We start from the raw sequence: 23,089 nt of genomic DNA on the forward strand, positions 1-23,089 counted from the left end.
GTCAGATCGCCACCGGCAGAACGTGCCAGATGTCGTTCATGTAGCCCCGGATGGTGCGGTCCGACGAAAAGAACCCCGCACGCGCGATGTTCAGGCAGGCCATCCGGTCCCAGGCCGCGCTGTCGCGATAGGCAGCGTCGATCCGGCGTTGTGTGGCGAAATAATCGTCGAAATCGCTGGCGACCAGGAAGGGATCGTCGTTCCAGGTCCGGTCCAGCAGCGTGTAATAGGATTCCGCGCGCCCGAACCGGCCTTCCGAAATCAGGTGCAGCGCGTCCCTCAGCTCCCGGCTTTTCTCGATCGCGCGGCGGGCATGGCCGGGGCTTGCGGCCTCGGCCGCGGCCTGGTCGGCCTTCAGCCCGAACAGGAAGAAGTTCTCGGGCCCCACCAGATCGCGGATCTCCACGTTCGCCCCGTCCAGCGTGCCGATGGTCAGCGCGCCGTTCAGGGTGAACTTCATGTTGCCTGTCCCCGAGGCCTCTTTCCCCGCCGTGCTGATCTGTTCCGACAAATCCGCCGCCGGGATCAGATCCTCGGCCATCGAGACGTTGTAATTCGGCGGATAGGCGATTTGCAGGTATCGCGCGGTGACCGGATCGTTGTTGATGGTCGCGGCCACGTCGTTGATCAGGTGGATCACCGATTTCGCCAGCCAGTATCCCGGCGCCGCCTTGCCGCCGAAAATTTTGACGCGCGGGGTCCAGTCGCCGTTCGGATCGTCGTGGATGCGCTGCCACAGGGCGATGGCCTCCAGGACGTTGAGAAGCTGGCGCTTGTATTCGTGGATGCGCTTGACCTGGATGTCGAAGATCGCCTCTGGGTCGGCCTTGATCCCCAGCTCGGCCAGCAGGCCGTTCGACAGCCAGACCTTGTTGGCGCGCTTGACCTGGCCAAGCGCCTTGCGAAAGCCCGCGTCCCCGGCATGGGGTTCAAGGCCGCGCAACTGGTCCAGATCGGTGGTCCAGCCTTCGCCGATGGTGTCGTCCAGAAGCCGCGCCAGTCCCGGATTGGACATGCGCATCCAGCGGCGCGGGGTGACGCCGTTCGTCTGGTTCACGATCCGGTCGGGATGCAGACGGTGCAGGTCGGCGAAGACCGTGTCCTTGACCAGTTCGGTATGCAGCGCGGACACGCCGTTCACCTTGCTGGCCATGATGAAGGCCAGTTCGCCCATCCGCACCTGGTCGTGCTGGACGATGCCCACCTGCGGCGGGCGGGCCGTCGTCTTGCGGTGGTCGTCGTCGATCATCTGGATGATCTGCATATGGCGCGGCAGCACGCCGCCCATCAGCCAGGTGGACCAGCGTTCCAGCGCCTCGGGCATGAGGGTGTGGTTGGTATAGTTCAGCGTGCCCCGCGCCAGGTCGCGGGCCTGGTCGAAAGGCAGCCCGTGGTCGTCCATCAGCAGCCGCATCAGTTCCGGCCCGGCGATGGCGGGATGGGTGTCGTTCAGTTGCATCGCCACCTTGTCGGGCAGCAGCCGCAGGTCGCCGTGTTCCTGCATGAAGCGGCGCAGGATGTCCTGCAAGGATGCCGAAGTCAGGAAATATTCCTGCTTCAGCCGCAGTTCCTTGCCCGATTCGGTGGTGTCGTCGGGGTAAAGGACGCGCGACAGAGTGCGGGCCAAGGCCTCGGGTTCGGCCGCCGCCGTGTGGTCGCCCGCGTTGAAGCGGTGCAGATCCAGCAGCGTGGTCGGATGCGCGCCCCACAGCCGCAGCGTATTGGCCCAGTTGCCGCCCCAGCCGATCACCGGCGTGTCATAGGCCCGCGCGATCACGCTTTCGCCCGGACGCCAGACGGCGCGGCCATCGACGGTTTCGACATGCCCCTTGAAGCCCACGGTATAGCTGTAATCGACCTTGACGAATTCCCAGGGGTGGGGCTGGTTCAGCCAGTCCTCGGGCGTCTCGACCTGCTGGCCGCCTTCGAAACGCTGCCGGAACAGCCCGTGTTCGTAACGGATGCCATAGCCGAAGGCCGGGCATTGCAAGGATGACAGCGATTCCATGAAGCAGGCCGCCAGCCGTCCCAGCCCGCCATTGCCCAGTGCCGCGTCGGGTTCGTTGTCCAGGATCTGCTGCTGGTCCAGGCCCAGCATCCGCAGCGCCTCGGCCATCGGCTTTTCCAGCCGCAGGTTGATGATCGCGTCGCCCAGCATTCGCCCGATCAGGAATTCCATCGACAGATAGCAGACCCGCTTGGCCCCCTGGTCCCGCGCGGCGCGGAAGGCATCGACCCAGGTGCCCGCCATCAGGTCGCGCACGGTATAGCTGACGGCCATCCGCCAGTCGAAGGGCGTTGCGAATTCCGCCCCGCGCCCCTGGCTGTGGGTCAGGTGATGAAGGATCTGGTCGTGCAGGGCCTGGGCCGAGGGGACATTCTGCAAATCAAGCCTCGTAGCGGGGGGAATCGGGGGCTGCCGTCGAACGGCCAGATTACCGCCCAAGGGTTGATTTTTGTTGCCAGCTTTGCGGGCCGATGGAAAGGGCCGCGCCGGATTTATGACGCGGCGATGCCGGTCCTGCCTGCGATCCGGTCAGTCCCCGCCCAGATCGCACAGCACGAAGGCCGCCACGCTTTCCGCCTCGATCCGTTCGACCGGGCCTGCGGGGGCGTCGGGCTGGCGGTCGCGCGCGCTGTCCAGACGCCTGCGCCAATGTCCGCCCTGGGTGGGATCGGGCAGGCGCACCGGCGTTTCGGGGCCGTTGTTGAACACCACGAAGATCGCGCCCGGCAGCGCCGCATAGGCCGGGGTGCCCGATGCCATGCGCATCTCGGCCGCCAGCAGGCGCAGGCCGGGATCTGCCCAATCCTCGGGCGTCATAGGGGCGCCGTCGGCGCGGCGCCAGAACAGGTCGGGCAGCCCGTCCTGTTCTCGGGGCTGGCTGTGCAGAAAGCGGCGCTGGCGCAGGATCGGATGCGCCTTGCGAAAGGCGATCGCCTGGCGGCAGAACTCCAGGAAATCCGGATCCGCGCCCTGCCAGTCCACCCAGCCCAAGGGGTTGTCCTGGCAATAGGCGTTGTTGTTGCCGCCCTGGGAATTGCCCAGCTCGTCCCCGGCCAGGATCATCGGCGTGCCCTGGCTCAGCATCAGCGTGGCGAACAGGGCGCGGCGGCGGCGGTCGCGGCGCGCGCGGATGGCCGGATCGCCCGCCGGGCCTTCCACGCCCATGTTGTCGGACAGGTTGTGGTCGTGGCCGTCGCGGTTGCCTTCGCGATTCGCCTGATTGTGCTTGTGGTTGTAGCTGACGGTATCCATCAGCGTGAAACCGTCATGCGCGGCGATGAAGTTCACCCCCGAGGTGGCCGCCCGGCCGTCATGGTCGAAGCGCGCCGCCGATCCGGCGATGCGCTTGGCCAGCTTGCCGACCATGCCCGGATCGCCGCGCCAGAAGCCGCGCACCTGGTCGCGATAGCGGTCGTTCCATTCGCAGAACGGCGCCGGATAGTTGCCCAATTGATAGCCGTCCGGCCCCAGATCCCAGGGTTCCGCGATCAGCTTGACGCGGTTCAGGACCGGATCCTGCCGGATCGCCCGGAACAGCGGCGCGTCGCGGTCGAACACCCCGCGCGTGCGGCCCAACACCGAACACAGGTCGAAGCGGAAGCCGTCGACATGCATCGCCTCGACCCAGTAACGCAGGCTGTCCATCACCAGCCGCAGCGCGAAGGGATTGTCGAGGTTCAGGACATTGCCCGTCCCCGCGTCGTTGACGTAAAAGCGCCGGTCCTCGGCCAGCCGGTAATAGGCGGCGTTGTCGAGGCCGCGAAAGCTCAGCGTCGGGCCAAGTTCGTTTCCCTCGGCGGTGTGGTTGTAGACCACGTCCAGGATCACCTCGATCCCGGCCTGGTGGAAGCGGGCGACCATCTGCTGGAATTCGGCGATGTCGCCGTCGCGCATATAGCGCGGCTCGGGCGCGAAGAAGCCATAGGACATATAGCCCCAGTAATTCGTCAGCCCCCGGTTCGTCAGAAAGCGGTCGTCGGCGAAGGCATGGACCGGCAGCAGTTCCACCGTCGTGACGCCCAGCCGGTTCAGGTGGTCCAGGATCGGATCCGAGGCCATCGCCAGATAGCTGCCGGGCCGGTCCACGCCCGGATGCAGCATGGTCAGGCCCTTCACATGCGCCTCGTAGATGACGGTTTCGGTCAGCGGGCGGCGCGGGGGGCGGTCGTCGCCCCAACTGAAGGCGGGGTCCACGACCACGCAGCGCGGCATATGGGCGGCGCTGTCGCGTCGGTCGAAGGACAGGTCGGCATCCTCATGCCCGGCCCGGTATCCGAACAACGCGTCATGGGGGCGCGGACTGCCGGTCAGGCGCCTGGCATAGGGGTCGATCAGCAGCTTGTTGGGATTGAAGCGATGGCCGTCCCTGGGGCGATAGGGTCCGAGCACACGGTATCCGTATCGCTGGCCCGGCGCCAGGCCGGCGATATATCCGTGCCAGACATGGCCCTCGCGCTCGGGCAGGGGGATGCGGGTTTCCCGGTCCTGGTCGTCGAACAGGCACAGGTCCACCCGGTCCGCATGCTGCGAGAAGATGGCGAAATTGACGCCCGCCCCGTCGAAGCAGGCGCCAAGCGGGAAAGGATGTCCCGCCGTGATCGGATCAGTCATCGTTGCGTCGCAAGCCCTGCATAAAGCGCGGCATAGGCCCGCGCCGACTGATCCCAGCCGACCGGATGCGCCATCGCGTTCGCCACCAGCCGGGACCACGTTTCGGCGTCCTTGTAAAGCAGGCACAGCCGGGCCAGCGCGCCGCGCAGCGCATCCGCCGTCACCGGAGAGAACTGAATCCCCGTGGCCACCCCCCGCGCCAGCGCCGCGGGCGAGGCGTTGATGACGGTATCGGCCAGCCCCCCGGTCAGGCCCACGACCGGCACCGTGCCATAGCGCAGCCCGTACATCTGCGTCAGCCCGCAGGGTTCGAACCGCGAGGGCACCAGGATCGCGTCGGCTCCGGCGATCAGCCGATGCGACAACGCCTCGTCATAGCCGATGCGGACGGCGACATGGGGATTGTGTTCGGCCAGCGCGCGAAAGGCGTATTCCAGCCCCGGATCGCCCGATCCCAGCAGCGCCAGCTGCCCGCCATGGTCCAGCAGCACGGGCAGCGCCTCGGGCACCAGGTCCAGGCCCTTCTGATGGGTCATCCGCGACACGATCGTGCAGAGCGGTCCATCCGCATCGGGCAGGCCCATCTCGGCCCGCAGGGCGGCCTTGTTCGCGGCCTTGCCCGCCAGGCTGTCAAAGGGCTGGATCGCCGGATCCGTGGCGGGGTTCCAGGCGTCGGTGTCGATGCCGTTCAGGATCCCCGTCAGCGCCTCGCGCCGGTATCGCATCACCCCGTCCAGGCCCATGCCGTATTCGGGGGTCATCAGCTCCTCGGCATAGGTCGGCGACACGGTGGTCAGCGCCTCGGCCCCCATCAGCCCGGCCTTCAGCGCGGAAATGCCGCCATAGAATTCATAGCCGTCGACCGTGAAGCGGCCCGGGTCCAGGCGCAGCGAATGCATCCGCCCGGCATCGGTGCTGCCGGTGAAGGCGATATTGTGGATGGTCAGCACCGTGGCCGGGCCGCCGCCCATCTGGCGCAGGTATTCGGTGACGAAGCCCGCCTGCCAGTCATGGCCGTGCAGCACCTGCGGATGCCAGCCGCCCGCGCCATGCACCCCAAGATGCGCCCCCACCCAGGACAAAGCGGCAAAGCGTTCCGGATTGTCCGGCCAGTCGCGGCCGTCCGGGCCAAGGTAAGGGTTTCCCGGCCGGGCGAACAGATGGGGTGCGTCGATCATCAGCAGATCCAGCCCCGCCGCCTGCCCCGCCATCACACGGGCCGGCGCGCCGAACAGGTCGTCGAAATGCGCCACCTCGGCCCCGTCCTGCAAGGCGGCCGCCACCGCCGGATAGCCGGGCAGCAGGGTGCGCATCTGGACCCCCTCGGCCCGCAGGGCGGCGGGCAGCGCGCCCGCCACATCGGCCAGCCCGCCGGTCTTGACCAGCGGCGCGCATTCGGACGCGATCGACAGAACCCGCATCACCGGCCCTCCTTCACAGACTGGCCGCCCGCCGGTCCAGCATGTCCTGGGTGATCAGGGTGATGCCGCCGTCGCTGACGCGGAACCACCGGGCGTCCTCGGCGGGTTCCTCGCCGACCACCAGACCCTCGGGGATGACGACGCCCCGGTCGATCACCGCGCGGGTCAGCCGGGCGCGCCGCTGCACCGTCACATAGGGCAGCGCCACCACATGATCCAGTTGCGCATAGCTGTTGGTATGGACCTGCGTGAACAGCAGCGAATTGCGGATCTCGGTCCCCGAGATGATGCAGCCCCCCGAGACCATCGACGACACGGCGATGCCGCGCCGGTCCTTTTCGTCATGGATGAACTTGGCGGGCGGCACGCTTTCGGAATAGGTCCAGATCGGCCATTCGCGGTCCCACAGGTTCAGTTCCGGCGTGAAATCGGTCAGGTCGATATTGGCCTGCCAGAAGGCATCCACCGTGCCCACGTCCTTCCAGTATGCGGGCGCGCCCGGATCGCGCACGCAAGAGGTATCGAAGCGGTGCGCCATCGCCTTGCCGTTCCTGACGATGGCGGGGATCAGGTCGTGGCCGAAATCATGGCTGGAATTCGGATCCTCGGCATCCTTTTGCAGCAGGTCGCGCAGGAACGGCCAGTTGAACACATAGATCCCCATCGACGCCAAGGCGCTGTCGGGATCGTCGGGCATCCCCGGCGGATCGGCGGGCTTTTCCAGGAACGAGGTGATGCGCCCGGCATCGTCCACCGCCATCACGCCGAAGGCCGTGGCCTCCATCCGGGGCACGGTCAGGCAGCCGATGGTCACGTCCGCGCCGCTTTCGCAATGTTCGCGCAGCATGATCTCGTAATCCATCTTGTAGATATGGTCCCCGGCCAGGATGATGATGTAGTCGACATCATAGCTGTCCACGATGTCGATGTTCTGGGCCACGGCGTCGGCGGTGCCGCGATACCACATGGATTCGTCGTATCGCTGGCTGGCGGGCAGGATGTCCATGAATTCGTTGCGTTCCGCGCGAAAGAAGTTCCAGCCGCGCTGCACATGCCGGATCAGGCTGTGGGCCTTGTACTGGGTGGCGATGGCGATCTTGCGGATGCCGGAATTCATCGCGTTCGACAGCGCGAAGTCGATGATGCGGGTCTTGCCGCCGAAATAGACGGCGGGCTTGACGCGGCGGTCGGTCAGTTCCCGCAACCGGCTGCCCCGTCCCCCGGCCAGCACGAAGGCCATCGCGCGGCGGGTCAATCGTTTCTCGGCCATTCAAACATCCTCCCCATGTTCGTCCTTGCCCGCGACGAAGATCACCACCGACAGGGGCGGCAGCATCACCGCCATGGACGCGGGCTGCCCGTCCTGCGGCGCTTCGGTGGCCGTCACTCCTCCAAGATTGCCCTTGCCGCTGCCGCCATAGATCGCCGCGTCGGTGTTGATCGCCTCGCGCCAGGGGCCGGGCTGCGGGACGCCGATGCGGAAATCGGCGCGCGGCACGGGCGTGAAGTTGCAGGCGACCACAACCGGCGGATCGCCGGGATCGCCGAGCCGGATCCAGACATAGGTCGATTGCGCCGCATCCGTCGCGACCCACTGGAAACCGTCGGGATCGGCATCCTTGCGGTAAAGCGCGGGCGTGTCGCGATAAAGCCGGTTCAGGTCGCGCACCAGGGCCTGCACGCCCTGATGCCGGGCTTCGGCGGCGGCGGGCCAGTTCAGTTCGCCGTTATGGTTCCACTCCTCGGGCTGGGCGAATTCGCAGCCCATGAACAGCAGCTTCTTGCCAGGATGGCCCCACATGAAGCCGTAATAGGCCCGCAGATTCGCGAACTGCTGCCATTCGTCGCCCGGCATCTTGCGCAGCATGGATCCCTTGCCGTGGACGACCTCGTCATGGCTGATCGGCAGGATGAAGTTTTCCGAAAACGCATACATCAGCCCGAAGGTCATCAGGTCGTGGTGATAGCGCCGATGAACGGGATCGCGGCTCATGTAGCGCAGCGTGTCGTTCATCCAGCCCATGTTCCATTTGAACCCGAAGCCCAGGCCCCCCGCGTCCACCGGGGCCGACACCTTGGGAAAGGACGTGCTTTCCTCGGCCACGGTCATGATGCCGGGCGATTCCGCATAGGCCGCGACGTTCATGGCCTTCAGGAAGTCGATGGCCTCCAGATTCTCGCGCCCGCCATGCTTGTTGGGGATCCACTGACCCTCGCGGCGGGAATAGTCGCGATACAGCATCGATGCCACCGCATCCACGCGCAGCCCGTCGATATGGTATTCCTCCAGCCAATACAGCGCGTTGGCGATCAGGTAATTGCGGACCTCGGTCCGGCCGTAGTTGTAGATCAGGGTGTTCCAGTCCTGGTGGAACCCTTCGCGCGGATCGGCATGTTCGTAAAGCGCGGTCCCGTCGAAACGGGCCAGCCCATGCGCATCGGTCGGGAAATGGCCGGGCACCCAGTCCAGAAGGATGCCCAGGCCCGCCTTGTGCGCGGCCTCGACCAGGTCGCGGAATTCGTGCGGCGGGCCGAAGCGGATGGTCGGCGCGTAAAGCCCGACCGGCTGGTATCCCCAGGATCCGTCGAAGGGAAACTCGCTGACCGGCAGCAGTTCCAGATGCGTGAAGCCCATGTCGCGGGCATAGGCCACCAGATCGCGCGCCAGTTCCTTGTAGGACAAGGGCCGCCCGCCCTGATCCAGGCGGCGGCGCCAGGATCCCAGATGCACCTCATAGATGCTGATCGGCGCCCGGCGGTCCTGCGCCTGGGCCCGCCCTTCCATCCAGGCCGCGTCCTTCCAGCCATAGCCCGCGATGTCGCGCACCACGCTGGCCTTTTCCGGCGGATGCTGGCTGCCGAAGCCCACCGGGTCGGCCTTCATCAGCAACCCGCCATCGGCACCCAGGATCTCGTATTTGTACAGCGCCCCTTCCGCCACGCCGGGCAGGAAAATCTCCCACACGCCGCTGCCGCCGATCCGGCGCATGGGATGACGCCGCCCGTCCCAGGCGTTGAACGGTCCCACCACCGACACGCGCCGCGCATTCGGCGCCCAGACCGCGAAATGCGTTCCCGCGACGCCTTCATGGGTGATGACATGCGCGCCAAGCGCCTGCCACAGGCGCCGATGCGTCCCCTCGCCCAGCAGGTGCAGGTCGATGTCCCCCAGCACGGGGGCGAAGCGGTAAGGATCTTCGAAGACCCATTCCACCCCGCCCGCCGACCGCGCCTTCAGCCGATAGGGCCCGTCCACCCGGCCCCGGAACAGGTCGCCCGACACCCGCTCCAGCGGGATCTCGCCCGCTTCGGTCACGGCGGACAGGGCGGCGATGTCGGGATGAAAGACGGTCAGCCAGCCGTCATGCGGTCCCAGGATGTCGAACGGCCGGTCGCAGCGCCCGCCGGACAGGGCGGCGATGTCGTCGTTCGTCAGGCGCAAGCGTTCCGGCGTCTGTCCCATGCACCCACCTTAACCGGCCCATCACTCGGGGCAATCCGTCTCCTAACGCGGAAACCGCCTTTCCGGTGCCACCGTCATCGTGTTCTATCGGCCCAAGACCGAACGGACAGGAGACCCTTATGACCGAATGGTGGCGCGACGCGGTGATCTATCAGATCTATCCCCGCAGCTTTCAGGACAGCGACGGGAACGGCATCGGCGACCTGCCCGGCATCACCCGGCGGCTGGATCACGTCGCCTCGCTGGGGGTGGACGCGATCTGGCTGTCGCCGATCTTCACCAGCCCGATGAAGGACATGGGCTACGATGTCAGCGACTACTGCGACATCGACCCGCTGTTCGGCACGCTGGCCGATTTCGACGCGCTTGTGGCCCGCGCGCATGAGCTGGGGCTGAAGGTCATCATCGACCAGGTGATCAGCCATTCCAGCGACCGCCACCCCTGGTTCGCGGAAAGCCGCCGGTCGCGCGACAACGACAAGTCCGACTGGTATGTCTGGGCCGACCCGAACCCCGACGGCACGCCGCCCAACAACTGGCCCTCGGTCTTCGGCGGCCCCGCCTGGGAATGGGAGCCGCGGCGGAGGCAATACTACCTGCACAACTTCCTGATCGAACAGCCCGACCTGAACCTGTGGAACCGCGACGTGCAGGACGCGCTTCTGGACACGATGCGCTTCTGGCTGGAACGCGGCGTGGACGGGTTCCGGCTGGATACGGTGAACTATTACTTCCACGACGCCCGGCTGCGCGACAACCCGCCCAATCCCGACCATGCCGGGCCGGACACCTATAACCTGCAACGCCACATCTATTCCAAGAACCGCCCGGAAAACATTCCCTTCCTGAAGCGGATGCGCAAGCTGACCGACGAATACGACGCCCGCATGATGGTGGGCGAGGTGGGCGACGGCGGCGACACCTCGATCCGCATCATGGCCGAATACACGGCGGGCAGCGACCGGCTGCACATGTGCTACAGCTTCGAGATGCTCAGCCCGCAATTCACCGCCCGGCATTTCCGCCACACGATCGAGGGCGTCCATAACGGCGCGCCTGACAGCCACGCCTGCTGGTCCTTTTCCAACCACGACGTGTTCCGCCACGTCACCCGCTGGCTGCCCCATGCGGAATCGCCCGAAGCCATCGCCCGGCAGGCGGCGGCGATGCTGCTGTCCTTCCCCGGCACCATCTGTCTCTATCAGGGCGAGGAACTGGGCCAGACGGAAACCGAGCTGACCTATGACGAACTGACCGACCCCCCGGCCCTGCGCTTCTGGCCCGAGGTCAGGGGCCGCGACGGCTGCCGCACGCCGATGGTCTGGGACGACAGCGCCCATGCCGGGTTTTCCGACGCCCGGCCCTGGCTGCCGGTCAAGGAACCCCAGGCCGCGCGCCATGTGGCGGGCCAGCAGGCCGACAATGACAGCGTGCTGTCGGCCTATCGCGCGACCATCGCCTTTCGCAAGGCCCAGCCGCCGCTGCGGGTGGGCAAGACGTCGTTCCTGGATCTGCCCGAACCGCTGCTGGCCTTCCATCGCGGCGACGGCGGGCAGGCGCTGACCTGCGTGTTCAACCTGTCCAAGACCCCGGCGACGCTGACGCTGTCGGACAAGGCGGACCTGACCGGCCCCTCGCACGCCACGCTGTCGGGCCGAGTGCTGAGCCTGCCGCCCAACGGCTTTGCCTGGCTTGACCGCGCGGTCGGCCTGCTGGCCTGACCTCAGCCTGGATCGCGGCGCAGGAACAACTCATAGGCCAGATAAAGACCGGCGGCGCCCGACAGAAGCGCCCAGAAGGGGTTGCCGGTCCAGATCTCGACCCCCGCCCAGGCCAGCGGCACAAAGACACACAGGATCCGCACCCAAAGGGACCGGAAAAACGGCGCGTTCGGATCGACCAGCATCTCAACGGCTCCTGCTTTGGACTTCAAATATCCCACGGGGGTCCGGGGGTGTGAAACCCCCGGCCTTTCACAACCCCTCCAGCCAGGGCGGCGCCCCCGCAAAGGCATCCGCCACATGGTCGACAAAGGCGCGGGTCTTGCGCGGCATCGGCCGGACCGGCGGCCAGACCACGCTGATCGGCAGGGGCCGCTGCGGCAGGCCGGGCAGCAGCCGCACCAGACGCCCGTCGCGCAGCGCGTCGTGGACGATGAACATCGGCAGCAGCGCAAGCCCCAGCCCGCCCACCGCCATGTCGCGGATCGCATCGCCGTTGTTCGCCGTGATCGGTCCCAGCGGCGGCGGCGCGATGCCGTCGAAGGGCCAGATGTCGCCCAGCCGGGCGTTCAGATATCCGATGGCGCGGTGCCGAGCCAGGTCGGCGGGGGCGCGGATCGGGCCATGCACGCACAGATAATCGGGACTGGCCACCAGGACCCGCGGATCCTCGCAGACGCGGCGGGCCATCAGGCTGCTGTCCTTCAACTCGCCGATGCGCAGACCCGCGTCGAAACCCGCCCGGCCCAGATCGGCCAGCTGGTCGTCGTAATCCAGCACGATCTCCAGCCCCGGATGGGCGCGGGCGAAACCGGCGATCACCGGGCCAAGATGGCGGATGCCAAAGCTCATCGGCGCGGCGATGGCCAGCCGTCCGCGCAGATCGGCCTGCGCGCCCACGCTTTCGGTGGCTGCGATCAGTTCGGCCAGCGCCGGGCGCAGCCGCTCGGCCAGGGTCAGGGCGGTGTCGGTGGGCGCGATGCGGCCCGCGTTGCGGACGAACAGGGCCACGCCCAGGGCGGCCTCGAAATCGCTGATCCGCTTGCTGACCACGGATTTCGACAGATCGGCCCGTGCGGCGGCGGCCGAGATGCTGCCCGCATCCAGCACGGACAGGAAGGTCTGGATGTCGCTGATCGACCAGTTCATCCCGCAACCATAGCCGCCGCCCGCCCGTTCGCAAGAAGCGAACGCCGCTTTGCGCAGGGGGCGGCTGTTCCGAACGGGACCGCCGCGCCATATTGGCGTCGACCAAGGACAAGGAACCGCATCATGCAACTGACCGGCATCCATCACCTGACCGCCATCACCGCCGACGCGTCCGGCAACAACCGCTTCTATACCGAAACGCTGGGCCTGCGCCGGGTGAAGAAGACCGTGAATCAGGACGACACCTCGGCCTATCACCTGTTCTTCGCGGATGGCGCGGGCACGCCCGGCACCGACATCACCTTCTTCGACTGGCCCGCCGCCCGCGAACGGCGCGGCACCCATTCGATCAGCCGCACCGGGCTGCGGGTGGCGGAAGCCAGCCTGGAGTTCTGGGCCGCGCGCCTGGCCGACCTGGGCGTGTCGACCGGCAGGGTGGCCGCGCTGGACGGCCGCGCCAGCCTGGATGTCGAGGATCCCGAAGGCCAGCGCCTGCGCCTGGTCGCCGCCCCCGATCCGGCGGGCCAGCCCTGGGACCGAAGCCCGGTTCCGGCAGAACACCAGATCCGGGGCCTGGGGCCGATCACCATTTCCGTCCCCGACCTGGCTCCGACCGAGGCCGTGCTGACCCAGGCGATGAACATGCGGAAGGTCCGCGACTATGCCAGCCCGGACGGCGAAGGCCAGATCCATGTCTTCCAGATGGGCGACGGCGGGGCGGCGGCGGAACTGCATGTCGCGGTCCAGCCCGGCCTGCCCGTGGCCCGGCAGGGCGCGGGCGGCGTCCATCACGTCGCCTTCCGGGTTCCCGACCCGGCGGCGCTGACCGAATGGACAGCCCGCCTGCGCGGGTTGCGGGTGCCCAATTCCGGCGAGGTCGAGCGGTACTACTTCCGCTCGCTCTATTTCCGCGAACCGGGCGGCAACCTGTTCGAACTGGCGACCGACGGTCCCGGCTTCGACGTGGATGAACCGCGCGAGACGATGGGCCAGGGCCTGTCGCTGCCCCCCTTCCTCGAGGGTCGCCGAGCGGCCATCGAAGCCGGGCTGAAACCGCTGGACTGACCCCGGCGCCGGGGGCACCCTGCCCCCGGCATCGTCACAGGAGATCCCATCATGACCACCATCCTCGGCCTGTCGGGCAGCCTGCGCCGCGCCTCGTTCAACAGCGGGCTGCTGCGGGCCGCGCGCGATACCGCGCCCGAAGGCGTCACCATCCGCATCGGCGACATTTCCGGCGTGCCGCTGTATGACGGCGATCTTGAGGCTGCCAACGGCACGCCCCCGGCGGTCGCCGAATTGAACCGCCAGCTTGCGCAGGCCGACGGGCTGCTGCTGGTGACGCCCGAATACAACAACGGCATCCCCGGCGTGTTCAAGAACGTCATCGACTGGATGTCGCGCGGCGACGGTCTGGCGCTGTTCGCGAACAAGCCCGTCGCGGTCATCGGCGCCTCGCCCGGGGGGTTCGGGACCACGCTGGCGCAGGCGCACTGGCTGCCGGTGCTGCGGACCCTGCGGACCCGGCCCTGGTGGGACGGGCGGCTGATGGTGTCGCGCGCGGGCGGGCTGTTCGACGCGGACGGCACCCTGACCGACGACAAGACCCGGCAAATGCTGGCCGATTTCATCGCGGGCTTCGCAGCCAGCCTGAAGACGGGACAGGAAACATCATGACCCCTGCCATCGGCCACGTTGCCCTGACGGTGCGCGATCTGCCCGCCATGACGGCTTTCTATCGCGACACCCTTGGCCTGGCGCCGCTGGGCGGCGACGGCGAAACCGCGCGGCTGGGCGCGGGCGGGCGGACGCTGCTGGAACTGCGCGGCGACACCGCCGCCCGGCCCCGCGACCCGCGCCAGGCGGGGCTGTTCCATACCGCCTTCCTGCTGCCCGACCGCGCCGACCTGGCCCGCTGGCTGCGCCACGCCGCCGAAAACTGCGTCCGCCTGACCGGCGCCAGCGATCACGGCGTCAGCGAGGCGATCTATCTGGACGACCCGGAAGGCAACGGGATCGAGATCTATTGGGACCGCCCGGCGTCGGAATGGCAGCGCGACGACGACCGGATCGAGATGTTCACCCGCCGCCTGGATCTGGACGACCTGCTGTCCCTGGCCGACGCCCCCTGGCAAGGCGCGCCCGAGGGCAGCAGCGTGGGCCATGTCCATCTCCAGGTCGGCGACCTGGACCGCGCGGACGGCTTTTTCGCGGGCGAGTTGGCCCTGACGCGGACCTTCGACGGCCAGGGCGGGGCCTGGTATGGCTGGAACGGCTATCACCACCACCTGGCCGGAAACACCTGGAACAGCCGGGGCGCCGGTCCTCGCGACCCGCAGATGGCGGGCTTGGCCGAGGTGGTCATCGGGGATCCCCGCCGCGCGGGGCAGGCGATCACCGATCCCTGGGGCACGCGGTTCCGTTTTGTGTAGGGTGGGGTTTCACCCCACCACGCCCCGGCGAACGGTGGGGTGGAACCCCACCCTACGCCTGTTCCCCCGGCGCGGTGGCGAAGGCATCGGCCCAGTCCGGGTTCCTGGCATAGCGCGCCGCCACATAGGAACACAGCGGCACGATCCGAAAGCCCGCCTTGCGCGCGTCGGCCACCATCGCATCCACCAGGGCGGCCGCCGCGCCGGTTCCGCGCAGCGCCTCGGGCGCGCCGGTGTGATCGGCGCTGATCCGATCCTGGCCGCGATGGGTGAAGGTCAGTTCTGCCTCGGCGTCGATGCCCGCCACGCGCGCGACATAGCGGCCGTGCCGGGCATCGATGTCTTCTCTGGAAACCGTGATCTCAGCCATCCCGCGCCCCTTTCATCCAATCCGCAGCCTCTGCCAGATCGTCTGGCGACAGTTCATGCCCGCCGGCGACCACCCGCGCGTCCAGCGTCGCGCCGCGCGCCGCCAGCCAGTCGTTCAGGCGCGGCGCGTGCGGGCCGTATGGATCGCGCGCCCCGGTCAGGGTTAGCACCGACACGCCGGTCAGGTCGGCCTTCGGCAGATCCTCCAGCACCGCCATCGGCCGCATCAGGATCGCGCGGCGGATCAGGCCGGGATGAAGGCCCATCACGGCGGCGGCGAAATTCGCGCCGTTGCTGTACCCCATCACCGTGATCCGCGCCGGATCCAGGTCATAGGCCGACAGCGCGCCCTGCCAGAAGGCCGCGAAAGCCTCGGCCTCGGCGCGGATGTCGTCCTGGTCGAAGCTGGTCATCGATGTGCGGCGGAAGAAGCGCGCCACGCCTTCCTCGGCCGAACGGCCGCGCACGCCCAGCAGCGTCGCATGAGGGGCGATGCGATGGGCCAGCGGCATCAGGTCGGCCTCGGAACCGCCGGTGCCGTGCAGCAGCACCATGGCCGATCCGTCGGGGGCGTCGGGCTGGCGCAGCCGGTGAACGAAGGGAAGCTCTCTCATCCTTGTCCTTTCCTCGCCCGGTCGGGCGAATTGAGGCAGCCGCAGGGGCAAATCCTCGGTCCCGGCGAAATGCGGCGGGATCATCAGGATCCGCCCCAGGCGATCCGCATCCTCGTCCACCGCCATGCCCGGCCCGTCGGTCGCAAGCTCGATCAGCGTATCGCCCGGTTCGCGGACGTAAAGGGACGCGAAATACTTGCGGTCGTGAACCGTCACATCGCCCGCGTCGCGGGCCTTCAAGGCATCGTGATGGCGCTGCAATGCCGCCGCATCGGGCACCCGCAGCGCCACATGGTCGACGACCCCTGTTCCCGGAATGCCCGGCACGAAGCCCGAGGCGTCGCGGATGTCGATGGCGTCGCTGTCCGACAGCAGCCGCCTCAGCCCGCCCTCGGCCCCGCCGTCGCGATAGCCGAAGGGGCGCAGGAAAGCGGCGGTCCGGTCCGGCACCTCGGACCAGATCGTCACGGCGCGCAGGGCGGCAGGCGCCGCGGGCCAGCCGGTATCGGGCAGGTCGATGCCCACCAGCTTGACGATGATGCCGTCGGGATCCTTCAGCCGCAGCACGGGTTCGCCGAATTCGCGGACCGGGCCTTCGACGCGCAGGCCCCGCTGCATGGCGCGGGTCAGCCAGTCGCCGATCCGGGCGCGCGGGATCGCCAGCGCGATTTCCGCCACCCGGCCATGGCCGGTGCGGCCCGGCGCGCCGTCCTGCCAGACCAGGAAGCTGACCAGGCTGCCGGGCGACCCGGCGGGATCGCCATAGAACAGGTGCAGCTGCTCGGCATCCTCGAACCCCGCCGTCTGCTTGACCAGCGACAGGCCCAGAAAGCCCATCCAGAAATCGACATTCGCCTGAACGTCGCGGGTGATCGCCGTCACATGATGCAGTCCGCTGGTCATCGCCCTTCCCCCGGCTTGGAAAACTTTCGCCCCAAGATGCGGTTCCGCGCGCATCCGCGCCACCGTCCTGCGCGCCAACCCGGCGTTCGGTCCCCGCGAACGCCTGCGGGCTTGGCACCCTGCGGCAACCGGACCTATCCTGGGGCGACAGGAGGAACGACATGAGCTGGAACCCCGCCCTGGCCCCAGGCTGTCCCGACCAGATCGGCGCCGACGCCATCGAGACGCTGATCATCCCCCGCGCCCGCGACCTGGGCGGGTTCGAGGTGCGCCGCGCCCTGCCTGCACCGAGGCGCCAGATGGTCGGTCCCTTCATCTTCTTCGACCAGATGGGCCCCGCCGAGCTCCTGACCAATCAGGGCATCGACGTGCGCCCCCATCCCCATATCGGGCTGGGAACCGTGACCTATCTGTATCGCGGCAGCTTCCAGCATCGCGACAGCACCGGGGCGGACCAGGTCATCACGCCCGGCGCGCTGAACTGGATGGTGGCGGGCAAGGGCGTCACCCATTCCGAGCGCAGCCCCGAAGCGGCGCGCCACGGCCCCAGCAGCCTGTTCGGCATCCAGACCTGGATCGCCCTGCCCGAGACGCACGAGGACATGGCCCCCTCGTTCGAGCATCACGGCCGCGACGCGCTGCCGGTGATCCGCGACGCGGGCATCGACGCCCGGCTGATCCTGGGCCGGGCCTATGGCGAAACCGCGCCCGCGACGATCTATTCCGACACCTTCTATCTGGACGTGACCCTGGATCCGCGCGCGCGCTTTCCGCTGCCCGGCGATCACGAGGATCGCGGCCTCTACGTCACCCAGGGCAGCGTCCGCATCGCCGGGCAGGATTTCGAGTCCGGGCAGATGATGGTGTTCCGCCCCGGCGACGCGATCACCGTGCAGGCGGGCGACCGGGGGGCGCGGCTGATGGCCCTGGGCGGGGCGACGCTGAACGGGCCGCGCCACATCTGGTGGAACTTCGTGGCATCATCCCGCGACCGCATTGACGAGGCGAAACGCCAATGGCGGGCCGGGCGTTGGGGCACGGGTCTGTTCGACCTGCCGCCCACCGACCGGGCCGAACATATTCCGCTGCCGGAAAGGAACTGACATGACGACCGAACCCGCCACTGCCGCCGACGTGCTGGATTTCTGGTTCTCGGACCGGATGGAGCCGAACTGGTTCGCCAAATCCGACGATATCGACGCGGCCATCCGCGACCGCTTCGCCGCCACCTACCAGGCCGCCCATCGGCGAGAGTTGGACGACTGGGCCGCCACGCCCGAAGGCGCGCTGGCCCTGGTGATCGTGCTGGACCAGTTTCCCCGCAACATCTTTCGGGGCAGCGGCCGGGCCTTCGAATCGAACGATTTGGCCCTGGACCATGCCCGCGCCGCCGTCGATGCGGGCTTCGACCAGCAGGTGGACCCCAAGCGGCGGCAGTTCTTCTATCTGCCCTTCATGCACAGCGAGGATCTGCCCGATCAGACCCGTTCGGTCGAATTGTACGAGGCCCTGGGCGATCCGGGAAGCCTGGACTTCGCCATCCAGCACCGCGACATCATCCAGCAATTCGGCCGCTTCCCGCACAGGAACGCCGCCTTGGACCGGCCGAACACCCCGGACGAGGATGAGTTCCTGAAAACCCATCACGGCTTCTGACGGCTGGACGCCGGGTTCGGGCCGGATTATCTATAATCCATGACCCAGGAACCCCTTGCCCATCGCATCAGCCGCGAACTGGCGGCCCGCATCGTCTCTGGCCGGATCGCCCCCGGCGAACGGCTGCGCCAGGATCACGTCGCCGCCGAATTCGGCGCCAGCCATGTCCCGGTGCGCGAGGCGTTCCGCGAATTGGAAAGCCGGGGCCTTGCCGTCAGCGAACCCCGGCGCGGCTTTCGTGTCGCGGGCTTTTCACTGGCCGAGGTGCGCGAGGTCGCCGAGATGCGCGCCGCCCTGGAGGTGCTGGCCCTGCGCCATGCCGCGCCGCACCTGACCCGCGCCATTCTGGAGCGGGCTGATGAGGCCACGCGGGCGGGCGATCATGCAGGCGACGTGAAAACCTGGGAACAGGCGAACCGGCAGTTCCACCGGTTGATCCTGGATCCCTGCGGGATGCCGCGCCTGCTGAAATCCATCGCCGATCTGCATACCGCAAGCGCGCGCTTCCTGTTTTCCGGCTGGCGTGCCGAATGGGAAGCGCCGACCGACCGCGACCACCGCGCCATCCTGCACGCCCTGCGATCCGGCGACGTGGACCGGGCGGCATCCGTGCTGGCGCGGCATATCCAGTTCAGCGGTCAAAGACCGCGTTCAGCGCGCAGGTGAAACCTTTCCCTTGATCCGATAGATAATTCATGGAGTATCTGGTCACGACGAATCCATGATTATCTATAATTCAACAAGAGGGACATCCATGACCACATCATCCGCCTTCAGCCCCGTGGACCTGCAATCCCGGTCGCTGCCCGTCCGCCTGCTGGCCGTCGCCTTCGGCACGGTGCTGCTGGCCGTTTCCTCGCGGATCGAGGTGCCGATGGTGCCGGTGCCGATCACCATGCAGACCTTCGCCGTGGCGATGGTCGGCGCGCTGTATGGCTGGCGGCTGGGCGCGCTGACGGTGCTGGCCTGGCTGGGCCAGGCGGCGGCTGGCCTGCCGGTGCTGGCGGGGGGCGCCGCGGGGCTTGCGCATTTCGCGGGGCCGACCGGCGGCTATCTGGCCGCCTTCCCGGTCATGGCGGCGCTGATCGGCTGGCTGGCGGAACGCGGCTGGAACGGCAGCCGCGCCGGGCTGGCCTTCCTGTCGATGCTGGCCGGGAACCTGCTGTGCCTGGTCCTTGGCGCGGCCTGGCTGTCGCGCGGCATCGGCTGGGACGCGGCCATCACCCATGGCGTGCTGCCCTTCCTGCTGGGAGCAGCGCTGAAATCCGCCGTGGGCGCGCTGGCGCTGCGGCAACTGAGCCGTCCGCGCCGCGCATGACGATCCACCTGCGCGCGCATCACCTGCTGTGCCTGCTGACTTATGCGGGCAAGGGCTACAGCCCCGCCTTCACGGCGGGGTTCACCGCCATAGCCACCCGCATCGCGGCGGGCGAGGCGGTGGTGATGACCGAAGGCCCCGACGATGTCTGCGCGCCGATGCTGGACGACCCGGCCTGCCATTGCCGGGGCGACAGCGTGGTGCGGCGCGACGCGCAGGCCGCGCGCGACGTGGCGGCCCTGCTGGGGCGTCCGGTCGCGCCCGGACAGCGGCTGGTGCTGGACCGCGCCGTCCTTGACCGGATGCGGCGCGCCTTTGCCCGGGGCGGCATCCGCAGCGCCTGCGCGGGCTGCGACTGGGCGGATCTGTGCCGCGACATCGCCGCGGACGGCTTTGCCGCGACGGCGCTGCCCGCGTCTCAGCCCGACAGGCTGCGGGCCTGATCGCGCAGCACGAATTTCTGGATCTTGCCCGTCGAGGTCTTGGGCAGCGGTCCGAACACCACCGTCTTGGGCGCCTTGAAATGGGCCATGTGATCGCGGCAGAAGGCAATGATCTCGGCCTCGGATGCCTGCCTGCCCGGCCGCAGGTCGACGAAGGCGCAGGGCGTTTCGCCCCATTTCGCGTCGGGCCGGGCGACCACGGCGGCTTCGTTCACCGAAGGATGACGATACAGCACGTCCTCGATCTCGACCGAGGAGATGTTCTCGCCGCCCGAGATGATGATGTCCTTGCTGCGATCCTTGATTTCCACATAGCCGTCGGGATGCATCACCCCCAGGTCGCCGGTCGCGAACCAGCCGCCCCGGAATGCCTGGGCCGTGGCCTCGGGGTTCTTGAGGTATCCGCGCATGACGTTGTTGCCGCGCATGAAGATTTCGCCGATCGTCTGGCCGTCATGGGGAACCGGGGCCAGCGTGTCGGGATCGGCCACCATCAGCCCGGCAAGGGCCGCGTTGCGCACCCCCTGGCGCGCCTTCAGCCGCGCGCGGCGGTCGGGGGGCAGGTCGTTCCATTCCGGCTTCCAGACGCAGACGACCGACGGGCCGTAAACCTCGGTCAGGCCATAGACATGCGTCACCTCGACGCCCATGTCCTCCATCGCCTGGATGACGGCGGCGGGGGGCGACGCGCCCGCGGTCATCACCTTGACCGGATGGTCGAAGCGTTTCAGATGCGCGTTCTGCGCCAGCATGTTCAGCACGATGGGCGCGCCGCAGAAATGGGTGACGCCCTCGTCCGCGATCAGGTCGAAGATCGGCTCTGCCCGCACCGCGCGCAGGCAGACCGACACCCCGGCATTCGCCGCCATCGCCCAGGGGAAGCACCAGCCGTTGCAGTGAAACATCGGCAGCGTCCACAGATAGACCGAATGCGCGGGCATCCCCCAGTCCTGCAACTGCGAAATCGCGTTCAGCGCCGCGCCCCGGTGGTGATAGACGACGCCCTTGGGGTTGCCGGTGGTCCCCGACGTATAGTTCAGCGCGATGGCGTCCCATTCGTCCCTGGGCGGCTGCCAGTCATAGGCGGGGTCGCCCTCGGCCAGCAGTGCCTCGTAATCCAGTGCGCCGATCGGATCGCCATGCGGAACGGCCGGATCCAGGATGTCCACCACCAGCCCGATGTCGCAGCCTTGCAGGGCCTCGGCCGCAAGGGGGGCGAATTCGCTGTCCACCAGCAGGGCCTTGGCCTCTCCGTGTCGCAGGATGAAGCGGACGGCCTCGGCGTCCAGGCGGGTATTGATGGCGTTCAGCACCGCGCCCAGCATCGGCACGCCGAAATGCGCCTCGTAGAGTTCGGGAATGTTGGGGGCGACCACCGCGACCGTATCGCCGCGCCCGACGCCGCGCGCGGCCAGGGCGCTTGCCAGGCGGACGGCCCGGTCATGAACCTGCGCCCAGGTCCGCCGCACCGGGCCATGGACCAGGGCCAGCCGGTCGGGATGGATCGCGGCGGTGCGCGCCAGGAAATCCAGCGGCGTCAGCTGCGCGAAATTGGCCGCGCAGGCGTCCAGCCCCCGGTCATAGATGGTGTCGCTCATGTCCCCCTCCCTCTTTTCTCGATCCTATCCGGCGCGGCCGATGGCCTGGATGGCGGTGAAGCCTTCGAACCGGGGCGTGCCTTCATGCAGCTTCTTCGTGTCGCCCGCGCGGGCATGGGCGTCGCGGAACTGCTGGCTGCGGGTCCAGCCCCGGAAATGTTCCTCGCTTTCCCATACGGTATGCGAGGCATAAAGGCGCCGCCCGTCTTCCTCGGGGCCTTTCAGCATGTGGAATTCGACGAATCCGGGAAGCTCGTTCAGCTTGCTGTCGCGCGACAGCCACAGGGCCTCGAACGCCTCGGCATTCTCGACCGGCACGGTAAAGCGGTTCATGGCGATGAACATCGTTTGTCCTTTCCAAAGGGTTCCGGCTGGCGATCCCGCGGGCTTCGGTGCCTTGGATAAGCCCTTGTTCGACCGCTGTCACGCGGTTGTAAGGGGCGATCCAAGGCGGCCTTGACGGGACGCGACGGGCGCGGGACAGTCCGCCGCGAACCAGCAAAGGTCCGGCCCATGTCCGATTTCGTCATCCCGCCCGCCGCCATCCCGTCCGTTCCCGTGTCGGGCGACAGCCGCCGCTTTCCGGTGCGGCGAATTTTCTGCGTGGGCCGCAACTATGCCGACCATGCGCGCGAAATGGGCCACGACCCCGACCGGGAACCGCCGTTCTTCTTCGGAAAGCCCGCCGACGCGTTGCTGACGGATGGCGGCGATCTGCCCTATCCGCCGCAGACCGGCGACCTGCATTTCGAGGCGGAACTGGTCGTCGCCCTGGGCGGCGGCGGGACCGACATCGCGCCCGGCGATGCGCAGGGGCTGATCTGGGGCTATGCGGCGGGCAACGACTTTACCCGGCGCGACCTTCAGGCGGTGGCGAAGAAAGCCGGGCGGCCCTGGGATCTGGCCAAGGGCTTCGATCTGTCGGCGGCCTGCGGGAGGCTGCATCCGGCGGCGCAGACCGGCCCGCTGGATCGGGGCCGCATCGCGCTGACGGTCGATGGCGACCTGCGGCAGGACGGCGACCTGTCGCAGATGATCTGGCCGGTCGCCGACGTGATCGCGCATCTGTCGCAATCGGTGCGGCTGGCGGCGGGGGATCTGATCTTCGCCGGCACCCCGGCGGGGGTCGGCGCGGTCGCGCGCGGCCAGGTGGTGAAGGTCGAGATCGAGGGGTTGACGCCGCTGGTCACACGGGTGGTTTAAAACTGCACGCACTCGGCCCGTCTTGCTGCGCGGCAGGGCGGGACGGGGAAACGCCCCACGTTTTCCCCGCCATTCGCGCGACCTTGCCAATAAAGACGGTGCCGTCGCGCGACCACGGAAGGCCGGCGCCCGGCCCGGCGGTTCAGAGGATGGGCCGTCGCGCGGCGAAGGCGATTGCCTT

At 68.1% G+C, this 23,089-nt stretch carries 21 protein-coding genes; 10 read left to right on the forward strand and 11 right to left on the reverse strand.

Annotated features, from left to right (window positions below):
• Position 1: 1 nt before the first annotated feature.
• The 5 genes from PARHAE_RS00300 to glgB all read right to left on the reverse strand — a co-directional run bounded on the left by PARHAE_RS00300 (position 2) and on the right by glgB (position 9,502).
• The gene (locus PARHAE_RS00300; protein ID WP_126152611.1) at positions 2 to 2,386 is read right to left on the reverse strand and encodes a glycogen/starch/alpha-glucan phosphorylase; all 2,385 of its coding nucleotides are present in this window, start codon (positions 2,384 to 2,386) and stop codon (positions 2 to 4) included.
• Between the two features lie 150 nt (positions 2,387 to 2,536).
• Positions 2,537 to 4,618 carry a glycogen debranching protein GlgX gene (gene glgX / locus PARHAE_RS00305; RefSeq protein ID WP_126152612.1) on the reverse strand — a complete coding sequence of 694 codons (2,082 nt, stop codon included), beginning with the start codon at positions 4,616 to 4,618 and terminating at the stop codon, positions 2,537 to 2,539.
• Positions 4,615 to 6,039, reverse strand: coding sequence for a glycogen synthase GlgA (gene glgA, locus PARHAE_RS00310; RefSeq protein ID WP_126152613.1), 1,425 nt, complete (start codon positions 6,037 to 6,039; stop codon positions 4,615 to 4,617). The genes glgX and glgA overlap by 4 nt, the downstream gene beginning before the upstream one ends.
• Before the next feature lie 13 nt (positions 6,040 to 6,052).
• On the reverse strand, positions 6,053 to 7,309 hold the full coding sequence (glgC, locus tag PARHAE_RS00315) for a glucose-1-phosphate adenylyltransferase (protein ID WP_126152614.1): 1,257 nt from the start codon (positions 7,307 to 7,309) through the stop codon (positions 6,053 to 6,055).
• Positions 7,310 to 9,502: a 1,4-alpha-glucan branching protein GlgB gene (gene glgB, locus PARHAE_RS00320; protein WP_126152615.1), complete on the reverse strand. Its 2,193-nt coding sequence runs from the start codon at positions 9,500 to 9,502 to the stop codon at positions 7,310 to 7,312.
• Positions 9,503 to 9,621: 119 nt separating this feature from the next.
• Between glgB and PARHAE_RS00325 the strand changes: the two genes are divergently transcribed.
• The gene (locus PARHAE_RS00325; protein ID WP_126152616.1) at positions 9,622 to 11,223 is read left to right on the forward strand and encodes an alpha-glucosidase family protein; all 1,602 of its coding nucleotides are present in this window, start codon (positions 9,622 to 9,624) and stop codon (positions 11,221 to 11,223) included.
• A gap of 2 nt (positions 11,224 to 11,225) precedes the next feature.
• Here the strand turns inward: PARHAE_RS00325 and PARHAE_RS00330 are convergent, their stop codons facing one another.
• Both PARHAE_RS00330 and PARHAE_RS00335 read right to left on the reverse strand, forming a co-directional pair.
• Positions 11,226 to 11,408 carry a hypothetical protein gene (locus PARHAE_RS00330; protein ID WP_126152617.1) on the reverse strand — a complete coding sequence of 61 codons (183 nt, stop codon included), beginning with the start codon at positions 11,406 to 11,408 and terminating at the stop codon, positions 11,226 to 11,228.
• Between the two features lie 67 nt (positions 11,409 to 11,475).
• A complete protein-coding gene (locus PARHAE_RS00335) occupies positions 11,476 to 12,372 on the reverse strand; it encodes a LysR family transcriptional regulator (RefSeq protein WP_126152618.1) in 897 nt (298 codons plus the stop codon).
• A 123-nt stretch (positions 12,373 to 12,495) separates the two neighbouring features.
• Between PARHAE_RS00335 and PARHAE_RS00340 the strand changes: the two genes are divergently transcribed.
• The 3 genes from PARHAE_RS00340 to PARHAE_RS00350 are packed head-to-tail and all read left to right on the forward strand — an operon-like array spanning position 12,496 to position 14,804.
• Positions 12,496 to 13,437 (forward strand): ring-cleaving dioxygenase, encoded by a 942-nt coding sequence (locus tag PARHAE_RS00340; RefSeq protein ID WP_126152619.1) that lies wholly within the window; start codon positions 12,496 to 12,498, stop codon positions 13,435 to 13,437.
• Between the two features lie 51 nt (positions 13,438 to 13,488).
• On the forward strand, positions 13,489 to 14,049 hold the full coding sequence (locus PARHAE_RS00345) for an NADPH-dependent FMN reductase (RefSeq protein WP_126152620.1): 561 nt from the start codon (positions 13,489 to 13,491) through the stop codon (positions 14,047 to 14,049).
• Positions 14,046 to 14,804: a VOC family protein gene (locus tag PARHAE_RS00350; RefSeq protein ID WP_126152621.1), complete on the forward strand. Its 759-nt coding sequence runs from the start codon at positions 14,046 to 14,048 to the stop codon at positions 14,802 to 14,804. The genes PARHAE_RS00345 and PARHAE_RS00350 overlap by 4 nt, the downstream gene beginning before the upstream one ends.
• Before the next feature lie 52 nt (positions 14,805 to 14,856).
• Here the strand turns inward: PARHAE_RS00350 and PARHAE_RS00355 are convergent, their stop codons facing one another.
• Positions 14,857 to 15,174 carry a GNAT family N-acetyltransferase gene (locus PARHAE_RS00355; RefSeq protein WP_126152622.1) on the reverse strand — a complete coding sequence of 106 codons (318 nt, stop codon included), beginning with the start codon at positions 15,172 to 15,174 and terminating at the stop codon, positions 14,857 to 14,859.
• Positions 15,167 to 16,690, reverse strand: a complete 1,524-nt coding sequence (locus tag PARHAE_RS00360; RefSeq protein WP_126152623.1) for a VOC family protein — start codon at positions 16,688 to 16,690, stop codon at positions 15,167 to 15,169. The genes PARHAE_RS00355 and PARHAE_RS00360 overlap by 8 nt, the downstream gene beginning before the upstream one ends.
• A gap of 161 nt (positions 16,691 to 16,851) precedes the next feature.
• Here PARHAE_RS00360 and PARHAE_RS00365 point away from each other — a divergent pair, with 161 nt between their 5' ends.
• From PARHAE_RS00365 to PARHAE_RS00385, 5 genes are all read left to right on the forward strand, one after another.
• Positions 16,852 to 17,793, forward strand: coding sequence for a pirin family protein (locus tag PARHAE_RS00365; RefSeq protein WP_126152624.1), 942 nt, complete (start codon positions 16,852 to 16,854; stop codon positions 17,791 to 17,793).
• A gap of 1 nt (position 17,794) precedes the next feature.
• Complete coding sequence (locus tag PARHAE_RS00370; RefSeq protein ID WP_126152625.1) at positions 17,795 to 18,346, forward strand: DUF924 family protein; 552 nt, start codon at positions 17,795 to 17,797, stop codon at positions 18,344 to 18,346.
• 39 nt (positions 18,347 to 18,385) lie between these two features.
• Positions 18,386 to 19,012: a GntR family transcriptional regulator gene (locus PARHAE_RS00375; protein ID WP_126152626.1), complete on the forward strand. Its 627-nt coding sequence runs from the start codon at positions 18,386 to 18,388 to the stop codon at positions 19,010 to 19,012.
• Positions 19,013 to 19,100: 88 nt separating this feature from the next.
• On the forward strand, positions 19,101 to 19,664 hold the full coding sequence (locus PARHAE_RS00380) for a biotin transporter BioY (RefSeq protein WP_126152627.1): 564 nt from the start codon (positions 19,101 to 19,103) through the stop codon (positions 19,662 to 19,664).
• Complete coding sequence (locus PARHAE_RS00385) at positions 19,661 to 20,107, forward strand: DUF1284 domain-containing protein (protein WP_126152628.1); 447 nt, start codon at positions 19,661 to 19,663, stop codon at positions 20,105 to 20,107. Before PARHAE_RS00380 ends, PARHAE_RS00385 begins: the two co-directional genes overlap by 4 nt.
• Here the strand turns inward: PARHAE_RS00385 and PARHAE_RS00390 are convergent.
• Positions 20,083 to 21,705: an acyl-CoA synthetase gene (locus tag PARHAE_RS00390; protein ID WP_126152629.1), complete on the reverse strand. Its 1,623-nt coding sequence runs from the start codon at positions 21,703 to 21,705 to the stop codon at positions 20,083 to 20,085. The genes PARHAE_RS00385 and PARHAE_RS00390 overlap by 25 nt on opposite strands.
• 24 nt (positions 21,706 to 21,729) lie before the next feature.
• Positions 21,730 to 22,050, reverse strand: coding sequence for a heme-degrading protein HmuQ (gene hmuQ, locus PARHAE_RS00395; protein WP_126152630.1), 321 nt, complete (start codon positions 22,048 to 22,050; stop codon positions 21,730 to 21,732).
• A 168-nt stretch (positions 22,051 to 22,218) separates the two neighbouring features.
• Between hmuQ and PARHAE_RS00400 the strand changes: the two genes are divergently transcribed.
• Positions 22,219 to 22,908, forward strand: a complete 690-nt coding sequence (locus PARHAE_RS00400) for a fumarylacetoacetate hydrolase family protein (protein WP_126152631.1) — start codon at positions 22,219 to 22,221, stop codon at positions 22,906 to 22,908.
• Positions 22,909 to 23,089: the final 181 nt, after the last annotated feature.

Origin of the sequence: Paracoccus haematequi, from assembly GCF_900631945.1 — a bacterium.
Classification (GTDB): domain Bacteria; phylum Pseudomonadota; class Alphaproteobacteria; order Rhodobacterales; family Rhodobacteraceae; genus Paracoccus; species Paracoccus haematequi_A.

Bases quoted from the DNA above. Each gene is read 5' to 3' on its own strand.
- glgX (WP_126152612.1), bottom strand. From the start codon at position 4,618: ATGACTGATCCGATCACGGCGGGACATCCTTTCCCGCTTGGCGCCTGC.
- glgA (WP_126152613.1), bottom strand. From the start codon at position 6,039: ATGCGGGTTCTGTCGATCGCGTCCGAATGCGCGCCGCTGGTCAAGACC.
- glgC (WP_126152614.1), bottom strand. From the start codon at position 7,309: ATGGCCGAGAAACGATTGACCCGCCGCGCGATGGCCTTCGTGCTGGCC.
- glgB (WP_126152615.1), bottom strand. From the start codon at position 9,502: ATGGGACAGACGCCGGAACGCTTGCGCCTGACGAACGACGACATCGCC.
- PARHAE_RS00325 (WP_126152616.1), top strand. From the start codon at position 9,622: ATGACCGAATGGTGGCGCGACGCGGTGATCTATCAGATCTATCCCCGC.
- PARHAE_RS00330 (WP_126152617.1), bottom strand. From the start codon at position 11,408: ATGCTGGTCGATCCGAACGCGCCGTTTTTCCGGTCCCTTTGGGTGCGG.
- PARHAE_RS00335 (WP_126152618.1), bottom strand. From the start codon at position 12,372: ATGAACTGGTCGATCAGCGACATCCAGACCTTCCTGTCCGTGCTGGAT.
- PARHAE_RS00340 (WP_126152619.1), top strand. From the start codon at position 12,496: ATGCAACTGACCGGCATCCATCACCTGACCGCCATCACCGCCGACGCG.
- PARHAE_RS00345 (WP_126152620.1), top strand. From the start codon at position 13,489: ATGACCACCATCCTCGGCCTGTCGGGCAGCCTGCGCCGCGCCTCGTTC.
- PARHAE_RS00350 (WP_126152621.1), top strand. From the start codon at position 14,046: ATGACCCCTGCCATCGGCCACGTTGCCCTGACGGTGCGCGATCTGCCC.
- PARHAE_RS00355 (WP_126152622.1), bottom strand. From the start codon at position 15,174: ATGGCTGAGATCACGGTTTCCAGAGAAGACATCGATGCCCGGCACGGC.
- PARHAE_RS00360 (WP_126152623.1), bottom strand. From the start codon at position 16,690: ATGACCAGCGGACTGCATCATGTGACGGCGATCACCCGCGACGTTCAG.
- PARHAE_RS00365 (WP_126152624.1), top strand. From the start codon at position 16,852: ATGAGCTGGAACCCCGCCCTGGCCCCAGGCTGTCCCGACCAGATCGGC.
- PARHAE_RS00370 (WP_126152625.1), top strand. From the start codon at position 17,795: ATGACGACCGAACCCGCCACTGCCGCCGACGTGCTGGATTTCTGGTTC.
- PARHAE_RS00375 (WP_126152626.1), top strand. From the start codon at position 18,386: ATGACCCAGGAACCCCTTGCCCATCGCATCAGCCGCGAACTGGCGGCC.
- PARHAE_RS00380 (WP_126152627.1), top strand. From the start codon at position 19,101: ATGACCACATCATCCGCCTTCAGCCCCGTGGACCTGCAATCCCGGTCG.
- PARHAE_RS00385 (WP_126152628.1), top strand. From the start codon at position 19,661: ATGACGATCCACCTGCGCGCGCATCACCTGCTGTGCCTGCTGACTTAT.
- PARHAE_RS00390 (WP_126152629.1), bottom strand. From the start codon at position 21,705: ATGAGCGACACCATCTATGACCGGGGGCTGGACGCCTGCGCGGCCAAT.
- hmuQ (WP_126152630.1), bottom strand. From the start codon at position 22,050: ATGTTCATCGCCATGAACCGCTTTACCGTGCCGGTCGAGAATGCCGAG.
- PARHAE_RS00400 (WP_126152631.1), top strand. From the start codon at position 22,219: ATGTCCGATTTCGTCATCCCGCCCGCCGCCATCCCGTCCGTTCCCGTG.